Genomic DNA, 15,662 nt, shown 5'->3' with positions numbered 1-15,662 from the left:
TCATAGGGTTGTCCAGGTTATTCCTAAAAATATTCACAAAAAACGTGAATATTTTTAGCATTAAAATAAAAAGTTGGACTTGGAGCGAAACACCTGCAAACGCCCTATTTAAAAGCCTTTTCAGGTGACGCCAAAGATATTTTTACAAACTGCATAGAAATGAGTCCCGTAGGGACTATGAAATCCAAAATTCGAAGGACGAAATCCCCTTTTCCGGTTTATCTTGTAGGTCCGACCGGTGTGGGTAAGACAGCTGTTTCGATAGAGCTTGCGGGTCCTCTCAATGCTGAAATTGTTGTGGCGGATTCTATGCAGGTTTATCGAGGTTTAGATCGAGGAACGGCTAAGCCTAATCCAGAAGAGCAAAAAAAAGTTGTTCACCATCTTCTTGATTCTGTTGAAATCACACAAGAATTTAACGTTGCCCAGTTTGTTCAATCAGCCCAGAAAGCGATTGAAAGTATCCAGATTCGATCAAAAACTCCTCTGGTGGTAGGAGGGACAGGTCTTTACATTCGCTCACTCATTGATGGCATTTTTAAAGGGCCTGGGAGAGATGGGCCTATTCGTCAACAACTTGAGAAGGAGGCCGATCAGCAGGGTTGGGCCTCTTTGTACGATCGGTTAAAAAAGGTGGATTTGGCAGCTGCTTTAAAAATTGAACCTCAGAATCACCGTCGTTTGATCCGAGCGCTTGAGGTTTATGAATTGACGGGAAAGCCCATCAGTTCTTTTCAGGGTCAATGGGGTTTAACCCGAATTTCTCATCACATTTCTACTCAGAGCGCCAATTCCGCCTCGTCTGCTTCGTCAGACTCGGTCGGCCCTGCTCAACGTACTGTTGAGTACGCCTCACAGGGCCTCGGTCGTCCTCCTTGCATCCAAAGCGGACTTGACGGTCTCGCTACGAAATCTGATGAAAAATCCGGGTTAGGTCAAAGAGAGGCTTGCTTGATTGGTTTAGACCGAAATCGTGATGAACTTCGCTCTCGAATTGATGAGCGTGTGGAGGGAATGTTCAAAGCAGGTTTGGTGAGTGAGGTGAAAGCGCTTTTATCAAAGGAGATTGAAAACCATCCTGTTGTGATGCAGGCGATTGGTTATAAAGAGGTGATCTCTTTTTTGAAGGGACAAACGACACTTGAAGAAGCCAAACAACAGGTTAAGTTTCATAGCCGCCAATTTGCAAAGCGACAGAGAACGTGGTTTAGAAAAGATAGCCGGATTCAGTGGTTTCTGTTTGAAAAAGGGGAATCGTCTTTAGAGATGGCGAAGAGAATATTAATGTGGCTCTAATTTTAAATCCAAAAATCAAAAATCAAAATGACATATTAAAATTCAAAATGTATCTTATGTCTAGTCTTGTGAAAAATTTTGATTTTTGATTTGTCATTTTGGTTTTTGATGTTTGATTTTTGGATTTTCATGGTTGAAACATAAACATTCCCATGGTATATCATTCTAGCGAGTTTGGATCGTAGGAGGTTTGTATGCCGACGTATGAATATAAATGCAGTCGCTGTCATAAGGTGTTCGAAAAATTTCAGAGAATGACCGAACGCCCTTTGCGGACTTGTCCAAGTTGTAAAGGTCGTGTTAAAAGGTTATTGGGAACGGGAGCAGGTATTATTTTTAAAGGGTCCGGTTTCTATAGTACGGATTATCGCAGTGAAAGTTATAAGACATCAGCCAAAAAAGAAGGCGAGTCAAAATCGGAGAAATCAGATAAAAAAGATTCATCCAAGCCGTCCTCGAAGTAGTTAATCCTAAATTTTTTCAAGTGTTTCCGCCTCTTGAATCAATTTTTCAAGAAGCTGGATTCTTTTATGGGTCTGTTGCAAAACTCGAATAAAATTATTTTTCGAGCGAAGTCGAGAAAATTTCAAGCTCAAAATGCTTGTTCTCGACAAGCTCGAGTCGAACCACCATGGCCAGAGGCCTCATCCCACCACCTGCTGGCCTGTCGGCCCCATCTAGAGTTTACTTGTAGTGATGCAGCAGGTGGTGGGATCATCAACGGTCTCGAAAAAGCAATTTCTTTCCCTCTTAGGTCTATTGGATAGTTAAACTATTGCTTTCCAACGCCTCCTTACGACTCTGAAGGAGGTAGAGCTTGTGATAAATACCTTTATGAGCTAGGAGTTCTTTATGAGTCCCAGATTCGACTAATTCGCCATGGTGAAGAACGAGGATGCGATTAACTTTTTTAAGGGTGCTCAATCGATGGGCGATGATAAAGACGGTTCTTCCTTCAAAAGTGAAATGTGAAACTTTTTCAATCCATTTTTCTGTCAATGAATCCATGTGGGCGGTGGCCTCATCCAAAATCAAAATTCGTGGATTTTTAACGAGGGTTCTCATAAAGGAAATGATTTGCCTTTCCCCTGTAGAAAGGTTACTTCCTTTTTCAAAAATTTCTTTAGAGAGCGATAAAGGGCCCGACTCAAAGGGGGCTCGCGCAAAATCAGGAAGAGTTTTGAAAGCGGAATATCTTTCATTCTCCCATAAGAAAACATTGTCTTCAATGGTCCCAGAAAAAAGAAAGGGTTCTTGTTGAATATAACCGATTGTCTGGCGTAGGGACCTTCTGTCTTTAGGAAGCGAGATATCATTTTCATCGATTAAAATTTTACCTTTTTGAATATCGTAGTACCTCATTAAAAGCGTTGATAAAGTCGTTTTACCGGCTCCTGTGAAGCCGACGATACCGATTCTTTCTCCGGGAAGTATCGTAAAGTTAATGTTTTTAAGTGCCCAAGGGGTTTGGGGATTTTCGTCATAGCGAAACCAGACGTTTTTGAATTCCACTTTTCCTTGAATCTCGATCGCGGGGGCTTGAGCGGATTCACGTTCACTTCCTATTTCTTGGGGGCGGTTCATAAATTCGAAAATGCGTTCGCAAGAAGTCATTGCAGAAAGGAAGAGATTGTATTTTTCTGTGATGTCTCGAATGGGGGCATACAGTGAGTGAAGGTAGGACATAAAGGTGACGAGAAGACCCAAACTCAAAGTTTTTTGGATTGAAAGAAATCCACCGTACCCAATAAAAAGAGACATGGAGAGACTGCTTAAGATGGTGATGGCGGGTTGAAAATAGGCGAAGGACTCAATGGTTTTGATTTGAGTGAGGGTATAAGCATGAGAGGTTTCTTTGAATCGCTCTTGAAATGTTTTTTGTTGATTAAAGATTTGAATGATTTTCATTCCAGAAATATTTTCGGCAAGGAAAGAATTGAGCCTCGAGAGCGCTCTTCTTGATTCCCAAGCGGTTTTACGAATGAGTCCGCCAAAAAATTTTGAAGCCAAGAGCATGATGGGGAAAACGCTCAAAGAAACAAACCCCAATGAAGGGTGAAGGAAAATGAGCCAGATAATGATTCCTAGGACCACACTGATATTTCCAAAGGCAACGGCGAGCCCGCTTGTGAAAAGATCTTGAAGATTGGAGGTGTCATTTACTAAACGTGTGACGAGTTTTCCCGTAGGGATTTGATTAAATTCGCTCAAGGGATAGAATTGATATTGTTTCAGTAGGTTTTGCCTGAGATCATGAAGGACCTTTTGGCCCAAGAGATTAAAAGAATTAGTTTGAGCGTAACTGGCAAGGGTGTTTAGACCATCGATTCCCAGAATAAGAAGTGAAAAGGGAAGAATAAACCCTATTTTTTTTGGAAGAAGGACATGATCAACGATGTAACCTAACAACCATGGAACGGCCAGAGAGGTTGAGGTCATGACAAGGACAAGGGCTATACTTGTAAGAAATAGAAAACGATATTGAGAGATATAAGGCCAAAGCCAATCACGAAAAAGAGTCAACATTTTAAAATGAAGGGTTTTTTCTTCTGTCGAGTCATCGTGCCAGTTCATCTTCGATCCTTTGGAGTTGAAGCAGTTGTCGATAGAGTCCTGTTTCATGCTCGAGTTTTTTGGGAGACCCCTGCTCGACCAATTCTCCTTGATTGAAGACGAGCAGTTGATCCATTTCTGAAAGTCGAGCGAAGCGATGGGTAATCATTAAAAGGGAGAGAGAGGCTCCAAAATCGTGTTTTGAAGACTTTGGGTCTGATGCGTTGATGTGACCTGAGAGATGATTTAAAATATTGGCTTCTGTCTGGGTATCAACACTGGAAAGGGCATCATCGAGAATGAGAAGTGAGGCTTTTCGGATCAAAGCACGAGCGAGTGTCACTCTGGATTTTTGACCTCCCGAGAGATTCAGGCCTCGCTCACCAATGTTTAAATCTAAATTCCAAAGACGAGATTCTTTTTCTAAGCCGGATTTTTGAAGAAGGGTGTAAAGAAATGCGTCATCCGATTCCGTTCGAAAAATATCATGGTTTGAGCCTAATAAAATATTCCATCGGAGAGATTCTAGAAAAAGAAAAACATCTTGAGAGACCACGGCTATTTTCTCTCTTCGATAGGATAAGGGAAGGGTGGTGATATCCAGCCCGTTCCAAAAAAGCATATTAGGCGGGGCATCATAAAGTCCTGTCAAAAGATGAACCAAGGTACTTTTCCCTGATCCTATGGGTCCAACCAAGGCCGTTCGACTCCCTGGTTCAAGTCGAAAACTTATGTTTTTGAGGACGGGATTTTTTTGACCTGGATAGGAAAAGGTAAGATTTTTCGCCTCGACCCGTGAAACCCCTTGAGATGGGCGAGTGTTTTTTTCTGGAGGTTGTTTAAATATTTCCAAGTGAAATTCTTCCTTTTCTTTTAAAACTTCAAAAATCCGTTCTAGAGAAGTTTTTCCTCGTTGGTAATAAGTCACTGATAAACCAAAAGCCATCATGGGCCAGACCAATTGTTCGAGATATCGTGTGAAAGCGACAAGGGTCCCTAGGCTTACCCTTCCTGAAATCACATCTTTTCCTGTGAATAATAAAAGAGAGACTAACCCTAAGGAAACAGCCAGGGTAAAGAGCGGTTCAAAGATTCCTTGGGCCTGGGTAAGTTTTACATTCAGATGGACAAATTCTTTTCCGATATTTTTGAATCTTTGAATTTGCGTCCATTCTCGAGTAAACGCTTTAATAATCCGAATGCCTTCAAGATTTTCTTGGGCAAAGGCGGACAATTTTGAGAATTGTTCTTGGACTTTTTCGAAGCGATGGTGAATATGTTTCTCAACCTTCGCAATCACCCATGGGACGATGAGCATCGGAGCAAGGGCCAAGGAAGCCAGTTTCGGGGAAAGGATAAACATAGCAGGTGGAATGCTCATCAGAAAAAAAGTTGCATCAGCCAGAACTAAAAGACCCGGTCCCAGAGCAAAGCGGATGGCCTCAACATCATTGGTGGCGAGTGACATGAGGTCTCCGATGGGGTGGTGATCATAAAAGGAAGGAGGAAGGCGTTGTAATTTTTTAAAATACTCCTCTCGGATTCCTTGGGCTGCATTGAAGGATCCTTTGATGAGAAACATGCGCCAGAAGTAGCGGCAAATGCCCTGACCTACAGCAATAGAAGCGTACAGCAATCCTAGTTGGATAAAAGGAGTAAGGCGGGGGTCTCCGGTAAGAGCGAGAGAGGCTTGATCAATAAATTTTTTAAGAATCAGGGGTGGGAGAACTTGAAGAAGATCAACGGCTAAAAGAGCCAAGATCCCCAGCGCAAATTGTTTGCGATAAGGTTTAGCATAATCATAAAGTTTTTGAATGGTTTCTAGAAAATGCATGGTTCTTATCCTTTACTCCTGTTTTCATAGCCGATTAATGGAGGGTCTGTCAAGAAAGTTAAGGGGCCTGAAATTTTAAATAAATTTTTGACGGATCTCTTGACGGCCTAAAGTGCTCTTATGATATGCTTCCCATGATGAAGAACGAGTCAACTGCAGATAGGGTCTATAAAGTGAAGGCTGATTTTTTAAAGGCCTTGAGCCACCCTTTACGCTTAAAAATCATCGAAACATTGAAAAATGGAGAGAAGAGTGTGGGAACCCTGGTCAAAGAGTTAGGTGTTCAGCAGTCAAGCTTGTCTCGTCATTTGATTGCGTTACGTGATGCAGGAATTTTAAGATCTCGCCAGGAGCGAACCACCGTTTTTTATAATATTCAGGATCAGGATATTTTTTATGTGTTACGACCCATCATGATCATGCTTCGCAAAAAATTTAAAGAGTCTGAGAAAGTTCTTGGCACTCTAGGAAAAGAATAACGTTCACGATTTTCTAAAATTTCTTTTCGATTCATTTGAATTTTAAAAATATTTCCAAATTTATACTTTCCGGAATGGTAAAGTGAAGTTGCATTTTTCTTTCAATATCTTCGAGCTCGTGATGGCCATCTAAATGCTCCCAGAGAAATCGAGAAGACGGGTTAAGAATATGAACGTTTTCGGTCATAGGATCGTAAAGCATCATTTCATCCCCAAGGGGTTTACAAATAAAGTGGTTCCGAGTTTTAGGACAAGGTTTCATGTGCGAAGAATGAGGTCAGACTATCAATATGAAATGTGAATTGTCAAGACCCCTCTTTTTTGATATTTTAACAGGGATGAAGCCTATTAAAGTAGTATCAACCCTGATCATCCTTTTTTTTATTCAGTCCTTATCGGCTTTTTCCGAAGAAGTAAATCCTTCTTCTCAAATGCTTCAACCGCACATTACTTTTACTGAAAGAGAACATAACTTTGGAGATATGATTCAAGGCGATAAAGTCAGTTATGATTTTTCATTCAAGAATGAAGGGAATGCCCCTTTAAAAATGGGTAAAATCGAAACCTCCTGTGGATGTACAGGGGCTGTTGCAGGGAAAAATGAATTGGCTCCTCAGGAAAGCAGTGTTCTTCATGTCACCTTTAATTCAACAGGACGACAAGGGGTTTTTAACAAGGGGATTAAGGTTAATTCGAACGATCCTTCATCTCCCTCGGTTGAGCTCACGATTCATGGCACGATTCGCACTCCTTTTCAGATTGAACCTCAGGTGATCAACTTTGGGTTGATGAAGTTAGGGGAGAGTGGCGAAAAAGAATTAAAAATAAAGGCGGATGCTTATCCTAAGCCTCTTAAAATTACATCGATCGACAAAAGTTCTCATGTTAACGTTATTCTTCAGACGGATACTCTGACCCGAGAGGTATGGGCGAGTGTTCTTGTGAGGTTTAAAGCCCAGATGGTAGGAAGTTCCAATGAGACCTTGGTTATACACTTCGAAGATCCAAGTATGAGCCCGGTGACTATTCCGGTCATTGCTCATGCACAGGGACCCATTCGCGTGATTCCCCCTCGGATCAATTTTATTTCCCCAGGAAATTCAGGAAACAAAGCTCCTCAGTTGCCCATTCAAAGAATTAGATTAACAGCGACGGGTTCATCAAGCTTTGAGATCGTTAAGATGGAACTCGATCCTCAATATTTCGATCTTGAGACGGAGACTGCTGAAAAGGGAAAGAGTTACGAGATTGTGATTCATCTTAAGAATGATGTTAAAGAAAAAATGCTTACGAGAACACTCAAAATCTACACAACCGATGAAGCCATGAATGTCATTGAAATCCCCGTTCAGGTATGGGTTCCGACAATTCGAAAATCCTAATCCTAATCCTCTTTATTTTTTTTCTACAAGTTATTCCAACCTTTGCAGATCATCGTTCAAAATTAAATATCTATTTTACCGGTGAAGAAAAAGGACGTCTCGAACCTTGTGGTTGTCAGACCGAGCAACTGGGAGGGCTTTCGCGGCGGCATTTTTTTCTTCAGCATGTTGTTGCTCCTGGAAAATTAAGTTTTCTTTTGAGTAACGGGGACTTGATTGGGGGAGCGCTTCGTCAGGATGAACTCAAATTTGAAACGACTCTTCAAGCGATGAATGTGATGGGATACGGTGTTTTAAATTTGGGGGAAGAGGAGTGTCTATTGGGGCTAGAAACTCTTCAGTCCATGGAGTCGCTTGCCCATTTCCCTTTTCTTTCAAGCAATGTGGTGGATCAGTTGGGCAATCCCATTTTTCGGTCGGTTATCTCAAAGGATATAGATATCAATGGGATTATCTATAAGGTTAAGATTCTGGGTGTGTTATCCCTTAAATTTCAACAAGTGATTGCTTCTCGGCTTTTCATTAAATCTCCCCAAGAAGCCATTCAGGGTTTTTTTCAAAAAGAAGAGGATTCGCATCTCTTTTGGATTTTACTCTATCATGGAGACATTGAGGAAGCCATTGAAATAGCGAAACTTTTCCCCCAATTAAATTTAATTATTGCAGGCCATGGTAAAGAAGATCCACCCCATCAGCCGATTTGGGTAGGTCAGACCATTTTGGTTTCAGAAGCGGTAGGTGGAAAGTGGATCGGCGAGATGCATTTTCTCTTTGACGAAAAAGGAAAAGGAAATTTCGAAAATTTAAAATTTATTCCTTTAGATGACCAGGTTAAAAGTTCTGAAGACATAAAAAAAATAATGGATGAATATCAAAGTCGCCTTAAAGATGAGGCCCTGTATAAAAAGGAAGAAGGACGAATGAAGGGGGGAGGCCAGACTTTTGTGGGAAGTCAGGTTTGCCAGTCTTGTCATCAAAATGCTTTTCATGTTTGGGAAAATTCTAGACACTGGCATGCTTATGAGTCTTTGTTGCCGATTCATCACCCGTTTGATCCAGATTGTTTGGTTTGCCATTCCGTTGGATTTCGTTATGAAGGAGGTTTTAAAGGAAAGGAATTAACCTCTTCACTCGCTTTTGTGGGATGTGAATCATGTCATGGGGGAGGTTTGCTTCATGTGTTGAGCCCGATGATTCAACCGATGAATCGTTCAGGCGAAGGAACCTGTATCACTTGCCATGATTCTGAAAACAGCCCCCAGTTTGATTTTGAAAAGTATTGGGAGAAGATCAAACATTGAATCCTTTACTTTTATTCTGGCCTTTTTTTATAGGGTAGGTGTAGAATTCGGCCAATGGGCGATGAATATCAAACATCAAACATCAAAAATCAAAATGACATATTAAAATTTAAAATTGATCTATTGTCGTTGCTTTAAAAGTCATTTTAGATTTTGGTTTGTCATTTTGATCTTTGATTTTTGAATTTCGGATTGATTTTAACTATGAAAACAACTCATAAAATATTATTTCTTTTGATTTTTGTTTTTTCTTTTGCAGGATGTGGAGAAAAGACAAATACGCTCCAAACATTCGATGCCCCAATAAATCAGGAATCGTCAGCTCCAACACCTCTTGTTTCAAAGGACTTAGAATCAACCTCATCAGAAGCTGGAACACCAAAAATAGAAAAAGCTGAGGTTGTGAATTTAAGTTTTGAAGATCTTGAGAAAAGAGCTTTTGAGCAAGTGATTCAAAAGGGAGAGAGCCTAAGTCAAATTGCGGCTCAACATCATGTCGCTCTTGGACTTCTTGTCCGCTTGAATCATATGGATAACCCTAACCAAATTAGAATGGGTAAAAAACTCAAAGTCATTGAAGGGCCTTTTCGCATCGTGGTGAATAAAAAAGAAAAAACCCTGAGTCTTTTTCTTAAAAGTGAGCACATTAAAACCTATGATATTGCGATTGGAAAATCGGATAGCACTCCTGAAGGGGCTTTTACCATTATGAATAAAATGGTCAAACCTATTTGGACGGATCCTTATTTGAGGATTAAGATTAACTCGGGTGACCCAAGATATCCTCTGGGAACGCGTTGGATGCAATTTGCAGAATATGGTTATGGAATCCATGGGACAAATGACCCCGCTTCCATTAAGCAGGAAGCTTCCTTAGGCTGTATTCGTATGCTGAATACAGATGTTGAGGAGCTTTATGATAGTGTGAGCATCGGTTCAGAAGTTTTGATCATGCCGTAATTAATTTAAGCTACAGTCCACAGTCGACGGTCGACAGTCCATAGAAAAAATCATTCCTTTAAAACTGTTGACTATTGACTTGACTGTGGACTTTTTTAATATCGAGAGAATATGATTAAATTAAAAAATGTTTATCTTTCCCCTTCCAAAGAAGATGGAGAAAGGATTTTGATTGAACGGTTGTGGCCTCAGGATGCTGATGTCTATCTTTTAAAAATTCACAGGTGGCTCAAAGACCTGGCTCCTTCGTATGCCTTGCTGGAAGGATTAAAAGAGCATTCTGGAGATAGGGCATGGTTTAACACTGCTTATTTAAAAGAATTGGAAGAGTCAGAAAAACGCAAGCTTCTTGAAGAGCTATCTGTAAAAGGAAAAGAGACGACGGTCACTCTTCTTTGTCGAGAAACTCAATGTGACGAGAGCCCAGCGGCGGTCATTTATGGATTGTTAAGGCAACGATGTGGATAAAGCAAGTTTCTTTTCTTTTTTTTAGTCTATTTTTTATTTTTATGATGGGATGTGCCACTTCCGACAATTTTAATCCATCGATGGATTACGATCCAAAATATGAAAATAACCCTGGATCAGTAAAGTCCTTTAGTGATCTTCCTCGGCATAAAAATCATATAGAGATGGGAAGATAGTAAACGTTACAGGTTGCCCGTTTCCAGTGTTTCGTAAAAGGATATGAGATGTGTATGCTTTAGTCTTGACAACGATTCAATCGAAAAAAGATGGACAGAAGCTTGCTCAAGGTCTTTTAAAAGAGGGGCTGGTAGCTTGTGTGAATATTTTAGGACCGATAGAATCCCATTTTGTTTGGAAGAAAAAGATCTGTTGCGAAAAGGAATATCAACTGATGATGAAAACAAAGGAGCAGTGCTTTGAAAAGGTCAAGGCCTATCTTTTGAAACATCATCCCTATGAGGTTCCTGAAATTATTTTATTACCCATTAAAAAAGGTTGGAAAAAATATTTGGAGTGGATCGATGAAGTGCTTTCTTAAATTTAATCTGACAAAAAATTTCATATTTTATATTTTAAGTTTTTTTATTTTATCGCAAAGGCCAGTGGAGGCCTCTGATCTTGATAGGTATATTGAGGAGCTCCGTAGTTCTAATGAAGACGAGCGTTATGAAGCTATCGTTGCTTTAGGTGATTTGGCAGATCCAATGGCGATTCCTGCTCTTAAAAAACTGCTTGGGGATTCTGTCATGAGTGTGCGTCATGCAGTTCCTCAGGCCCTGGCCCAAATTGGAGGACCGGAGGTTGAAGCTATTTTTAAGGAAATGACGGCTTCTTCCAGTGTAGAAAAAAAGAGGTTAGGAGCCATTGGACTAGGATTGTTAGGTTGTGGTGAACCCTCTCAAAAAATTTTGCTTCAATTACTCAATGATGAAAGTTGGGAAGTGCGTTGGGCCAGTGTGTTTGCCTTGGGGATACTGGGTGACTTAAGTGTAGAACCCCTTCTTGAGAAGGCAAAGGATTCGGATCAAAATTCAGAGGTCCGTCACATTGCTACTGATATTCTTCAACGAATTCCTCGGGAGGTCCGGTGGTATGGTTCTTTAAAAGAAGCGATGGACGTCAGTCAATCTCAATCAAAAAATCTCCTCGTCCTTTTTCAGCTTCCCAGTGCTCATGAGTGCAAAACTTTATTAGATAAAGTGGTGGGACAACCGGCTTGGATTGAGCTTTCGAGAAAATTTGTTTGCGTTAAGCTTAATCCAAAATCGGTTCCAGACTTGGCTAAAACTTATTCTATCGAGGGAGTTCCAACCCTTCTTCTTTTAAACCCTCAAGGTGAAATTTTGGATCGTATTGAAGGATTAATTCCTTATCAAGAGTATCTTGATCGGATGAAGGCATCACTGGAAGAGAAGAAGGAAGATCTGACTTTAGCTGGGAATGGAACTTTGATTAATCAAAAAATGGATGAGGGAAAATTTGATGAAACCATTCCTCTTTTAGAGAAACGACTCGATCAGGGAGCGTCAGCTCAAATTTTACTTTATTTAGGTTATAGCTACGGAAAGGTCGGGCGTTACAATGATGCGATCCGTACCTTAGAGCGTCTCAAGTCTCAAAATTTAAGCGATGAAGAAAGGGAAAAAGGACTCTATTGTCTATCTTTAAGTTATCTTGCCCTCGGAAAGATCGGTCGGACCAGAAAAATTCTTCTGGATTTAAGAGAAAAAGGCCATGATTCGCAGATCACTAAAGCCGCTGCTCAACTTTTGGAAGAGATTGCTCATAAGGAAAAAAGATGAAATTTCAAATTTCAAATTTCAAATTTCGGATTTCTTTAACCGGGATGTTATTTTTACTCGGTTCTCTCTACGTCCAAGCGGCTAATGTTCCTGGAGAAAGTCAGTTGCATGAAAAGGCGGATGGGATGGTGGAGCGGGGAAATTATTTCTATGCTAAGGAAAGGTACGAAGAGGCGATTCGGGATTATAAAAAAGCGGTGGCAATGGATCCGGGCTATGTGTGGTCCTATTACAATTTGGGAAGGACTTATGAACAGCTTCATCGTAAAGAGGACGCAATTGAGGCTTATCAAGGGGCCATTAAGGCAGATGCAACGGTGGCAGTGGTTCATAACAATTTAGGGATTCTGTATGAAGATCGTGGCAATTTAGATACAGCGATCTTTGAATATTTGGAAGCCATTCATCTGGATTCAAAATTTGCCCCAGCCTATGCCAATTTGGGCAATGCCTATTACAATCAAGGAAATTTTGAGAAGGCCAGAGAAAATTTTGAAAAAGCAACTCAGCTTGATCCTGAATCCCCCTATGGATATAATAACCTGGGTAATGCCTATACTAAGCTAGGTCGTTTAGACGATGCGATTCGAGAATATAACAAGGCTTTGGAAATTGCACCTAAGCTGGCCTATGTTCTGAATAATTTAGGAAATGCCTATATTCAAAAAAATGATGCTAATTTTGCCATCGTCAATTTGAATAAAGCAAAGGACCTCGATCCCAAAAATCCTTTTATCTATGATAATCTAGGGGATGCTTATCGATTAGAAGGAAAGATTGATGGGGCCATTCAAAATTATGAAGAGGCCATTAAACAGGATCCAGAATTTTATCTCGCTTATTTTAAGCTAGGGAAAATTTATGCGGGTAAAGATAAGCAAAAGGCAATTGAATATTTTTCTAAATTTTTAAAATTTGCAAAAACAGATTCATTGAGAAAAGAAGTCGAAAGTATTTTGAATAAACTTAAAAAAGGAGATCAGTGATGTCACAACACGCCAGTCTAAGAATGAGTGGAAAAACAACAGCCAAGCGAAATGTTCTGAAACGTTTTGAAAGGATTGATCTTTTGAAGAAACACAAAAAGTGGAAGGAAGGGGATAAGGGAATGGGTCTTCCAAAAACAAAAGCCTAAACCTAAAAACAGTGAATCGGGGATCGTGAATCGTGATTCATAAAAAAAAGATTCTATCGTTGGTGTTTCTTTTTATACTCATTTTGCAGTTCGATTTTCTGAGTGCTGCGGATGAGCAGAAAACGGATTTGCCTACTTCACCTCTTGAAGCTGTCCCTCAGGCATTCCCTTTTGTTGGCAAAGTGCTTAAAAATAATGTGAACATTCGTTCTGGGGCAAGTACAAATTATGAAGTTCTGGGTCAGGCGAACAAAGATCAAGAGATCGTGGTCTGGCAAGAAGCTTTTGGGTGGTATGCGATTACTCCTCCCGAGGGAATCTTTTTTTGGGTCAACTCAAAATATGTGAATGAAGGCAAAGTCATTGCAGACTCTGTCAATGTGAGAGTTAGATCGAATACAGATTGTGAGGTTATTTCCCAATTAGAAAGGGGAGATTTTATTGAAGTGGTAAGCCAAAATGGAGAATGGCTTCAAATTAAGCCTCCACAAAAATCTCATGCTTGGATTGATAAAAACTTTGTAGCTTACTCTAAATCTTATAACATCTATGCGGCTACAAGTGATGAATCAACTGAAAACAAGCTTGATGAGGCTCGCAAACAGAAACTTTTTGAAGAAGCTAAAAAGTATGAAACAGATGAATTCTTTAAGCCTGTTGACAAAATCGAAATCGATGCCGTTCTCAAAAAATATGAAGATTTATTGAAAGAATATTCCAATGATTCTGAATTTTGTAAAAAGGTGAAAGTAGAAATTGAGAATGTCCAAAAAAAGCAAAAATGGATACCCGAAGAAACTCTCGTTGTTGTTGAAGAAACAAAATCAATTTCTTCTGAAAATCTTTTGCAAACAATCTTCGAAGGCCGACTTGAAATTGCAGATGGGCTTGTGAAAAAATCCCGACGCTATAAACTCATTCATGGGAAGGTCCGCACGTGCATTCTTCTTGGAAATCCTTATGAATTAGACCGATTCTTACATCAAAAAGTTAAAGTAAGCGGGAAAATTACTTCCTATGTTTATCGTACGGTTCCTGTGGTCCGGGTCGAAAAAGTTGAGCGGTTGACTTTATGAGTGCACAACTTTTAGATGGGAAAAAGGTTTCGAGTGAGATTAAAGAAGAAATTCGAAACGAGACTCAATCTTTTACCAAAAAAACAGGCATCAAACCAGGACTTGCCTTTGTTCTAGTGGGTGAAGATCCTCCTTCTCAGGCCTATGTAAAATCAAAATCTAAAGCCTGTGAAGAAGTGGGCTTCTTCTCCGAAACCCTGATCTTTTCTAATCAAGTTTCTGAAAAAGAACTTCTAAATGCTATTGAAATTCTTAATCATCGTTCAGATATTCATGGAATGATTGTTCAACATCCTTTGCCTTCTCACATTCGAGAATCCTTGGTTTATGAATCCATTCTTCCCCAAAAAGACGTGGATGGTTTTCATCCTTTTAATGTAGGACGGCTTCTTCTAGGAAATCCTCAATTTATTCCCTGTACTCCTCTTGGAATTGTCGAAATATTGAAACGCTCTAACATCGCGATACAAGGTAAACATGTGGTGCTGGTAGGGCGCTCAAATATTGTTGGAAAACCTGCCGCGGCGCTTTTTTTTCAAAAAGATTTTGGGACCAATGCAACCGTCACCATTTGCCATTCGGCTACAAAAAATATTATTGATCATATTCATAATGCCGAGATTCTCATCGCCGCTATCGGAAAACCAGAATGGATTAAAGGGAGTTGGATTTCAGAAGGAGTGGTTGTGGTTGATGTAGGAATTAACCGAGTGATTGATCCCCAATCTCCAAAGGGATACCGCTTAGTTGGAGATGTTGATTTTAAAGAGGTCTCCCAAAAAGCAAAAGCCATAACACCCGTCCCTGGCGGGATTGGTCTCATGACCGTGGCCATGCTGCTTAAGAATACATTGGAAGCAGCAAAGAATAGTCACCTGTCTCTGGTCGCGGGTCACCGGTTGCCAGTCTCCGGTCTATAGTTTATTATTCATTTTCTTTTTTTCTATGGTCCTTCCAGAAATTCAAAAATATATTTTAGAATCAGCCTAATACAAATAAGTTAAGAAACTCATTGATATTAAAATTGATATTAAAAAAATCATAAAAATTTTTTGACTTCTAAGCTTTGAAAAGTGTCTTAATCAATGATATTTTGTGAAAAAATTTATGTTTTCGTATTAAATGATCTATAACTTATTCAAAATAAGGTAGTTAAGAGAATCTCTAGTTAAGAAAATCTATTGATCAATATGAACCCATTTCTAAAAAAATTTACTTCATTTTTTGTGCTCATTACTTTTCTATTCACAAATCTCATTGGACCAGAGGGTGTTGCGGGTGAAAAGCCGCTCGAGGCTCGAGGCTCGAAGCTCGAGGCAAACACATCTTCTTTTTTTGCTTTTCCCTCGAGCCTCCAGCCTCGAGCCTCGAGCTTA

Annotated in this window: 17 protein-coding genes; 14 read left to right on the top strand and 3 right to left on the bottom strand. The window is 40.0% G+C overall.

Annotation, left to right across the window (positions count from 1 at the left end):
• Positions 1–177: 177 nt before the first annotated feature.
• Together miaA and HYS07_08360 are read left to right on the top strand one after the other, a co-directional pair.
• Positions 178–1,296, top strand: a complete 1,119-nt coding sequence (gene miaA / locus HYS07_08365) for a tRNA (adenosine(37)-N6)-dimethylallyltransferase MiaA (GenBank protein MBI1871188.1) — start codon at positions 178–180, stop codon at positions 1,294–1,296.
• Positions 1,297–1,490: 194 nt separating this feature from the next.
• A complete protein-coding gene (locus tag HYS07_08360) occupies positions 1,491–1,760 on the top strand; it encodes a zinc ribbon domain-containing protein (GenBank protein ID MBI1871187.1) in 270 nt (89 codons plus the stop codon).
• A gap of 292 nt (positions 1,761–2,052) precedes the next feature.
• Here the strand turns inward: HYS07_08360 and HYS07_08355 are convergent, their stop codons facing one another.
• Together HYS07_08355 and HYS07_08350 are read right to left on the bottom strand one after the other, a co-directional pair.
• A complete protein-coding gene (locus tag HYS07_08355) occupies positions 2,053–3,870 on the bottom strand; it encodes an ABC transporter ATP-binding protein (GenBank protein MBI1871186.1) in 1,818 nt (605 codons plus the stop codon).
• Positions 3,854–5,683: an ABC transporter ATP-binding protein gene (locus HYS07_08350; protein ID MBI1871185.1), complete on the bottom strand. Its 1,830-nt coding sequence runs from the start codon at positions 5,681–5,683 to the stop codon at positions 3,854–3,856. The genes HYS07_08355 and HYS07_08350 overlap by 17 nt, the downstream gene beginning before the upstream one ends.
• A gap of 134 nt (positions 5,684–5,817) precedes the next feature.
• On the opposite strand from HYS07_08350, the gene HYS07_08345 reads away from it, so the two are divergent.
• Positions 5,818–6,162: a winged helix-turn-helix transcriptional regulator gene (locus HYS07_08345; GenBank protein MBI1871184.1), complete on the top strand. Its 345-nt coding sequence runs from the start codon at positions 5,818–5,820 to the stop codon at positions 6,160–6,162.
• Between the two features lie 31 nt (positions 6,163–6,193).
• Here the strand turns inward: HYS07_08345 and HYS07_08340 are convergent, their stop codons facing one another.
• Positions 6,194–6,367, bottom strand: coding sequence for a PqqD family peptide modification chaperone (locus HYS07_08340; protein MBI1871183.1), 174 nt, complete (start codon positions 6,365–6,367; stop codon positions 6,194–6,196).
• Positions 6,368–6,452: 85 nt separating this feature from the next.
• Between HYS07_08340 and HYS07_08335 the strand changes: the two genes are divergently transcribed.
• The 11 genes from HYS07_08335 to HYS07_08285 form a co-directional block, all read left to right on the top strand.
• Entirely contained in the window at positions 6,453–7,544 is a 1,092-nt protein-coding gene (locus tag HYS07_08335) for a DUF1573 domain-containing protein (protein ID MBI1871182.1), read from the top strand.
• A complete protein-coding gene (locus HYS07_08330; protein MBI1871181.1) occupies positions 7,517–8,845 on the top strand; it encodes a hypothetical protein in 1,329 nt (442 codons plus the stop codon). Before HYS07_08335 ends, HYS07_08330 begins: the two co-directional genes overlap by 28 nt.
• 204 nt (positions 8,846–9,049) lie before the next feature.
• Positions 9,050–9,805 carry a L,D-transpeptidase family protein gene (locus HYS07_08325; GenBank protein MBI1871180.1) on the top strand — a complete coding sequence of 252 codons (756 nt, stop codon included), beginning with the start codon at positions 9,050–9,052 and terminating at the stop codon, positions 9,803–9,805.
• A 111-nt stretch (positions 9,806–9,916) separates the two neighbouring features.
• On the top strand, positions 9,917–10,273 hold the full coding sequence (locus tag HYS07_08320; GenBank protein ID MBI1871179.1) for a DUF488 family protein: 357 nt from the start codon (positions 9,917–9,919) through the stop codon (positions 10,271–10,273).
• Between the two features lie 226 nt (positions 10,274–10,499).
• Complete coding sequence (locus HYS07_08315) at positions 10,500–10,811, top strand: divalent-cation tolerance protein CutA (GenBank protein MBI1871178.1); 312 nt, start codon at positions 10,500–10,502, stop codon at positions 10,809–10,811.
• Entirely contained in the window at positions 10,795–12,075 is a 1,281-nt protein-coding gene (locus tag HYS07_08310; GenBank protein MBI1871177.1) for a HEAT repeat domain-containing protein, read from the top strand. Before HYS07_08315 ends, HYS07_08310 begins: the two co-directional genes overlap by 17 nt.
• Positions 12,072–13,061: a tetratricopeptide repeat protein gene (locus tag HYS07_08305; GenBank protein ID MBI1871176.1), complete on the top strand. Its 990-nt coding sequence runs from the start codon at positions 12,072–12,074 to the stop codon at positions 13,059–13,061. Before HYS07_08310 ends, HYS07_08305 begins: the two co-directional genes overlap by 4 nt.
• Positions 13,061–13,210, top strand: a complete 150-nt coding sequence (locus HYS07_08300) for a small basic protein (GenBank protein ID MBI1871175.1) — start codon at positions 13,061–13,063, stop codon at positions 13,208–13,210. Before HYS07_08305 ends, HYS07_08300 begins: the two co-directional genes overlap by 1 nt.
• A 32-nt stretch (positions 13,211–13,242) precedes the next feature.
• Positions 13,243–14,286: a hypothetical protein gene (locus tag HYS07_08295; protein ID MBI1871174.1), complete on the top strand. Its 1,044-nt coding sequence runs from the start codon at positions 13,243–13,245 to the stop codon at positions 14,284–14,286.
• Positions 14,283–15,206 (top strand): bifunctional 5,10-methylenetetrahydrofolate dehydrogenase/5,10-methenyltetrahydrofolate cyclohydrolase, encoded by a 924-nt coding sequence (locus HYS07_08290; GenBank protein ID MBI1871173.1) that lies wholly within the window; start codon positions 14,283–14,285, stop codon positions 15,204–15,206. Before HYS07_08295 ends, HYS07_08290 begins: the two co-directional genes overlap by 4 nt.
• Positions 15,207–15,476: 270 nt before the next feature.
• Positions 15,477–15,662 (top strand): hypothetical protein (locus tag HYS07_08285; protein MBI1871172.1); only part of this gene is annotated, 186 nt, incomplete at its 3' end.

The organism is Chlamydiota bacterium, from assembly GCA_016178055.1.
Classification (GTDB): Bacteria; Auribacterota; JACPWU01; order JACPWU01; family JACPWU01; genus JACOUC01.
Note: the sequence above shows the minus strand (reverse complement) of the source record. Positions and strands in the feature narration are given on the sequence as shown.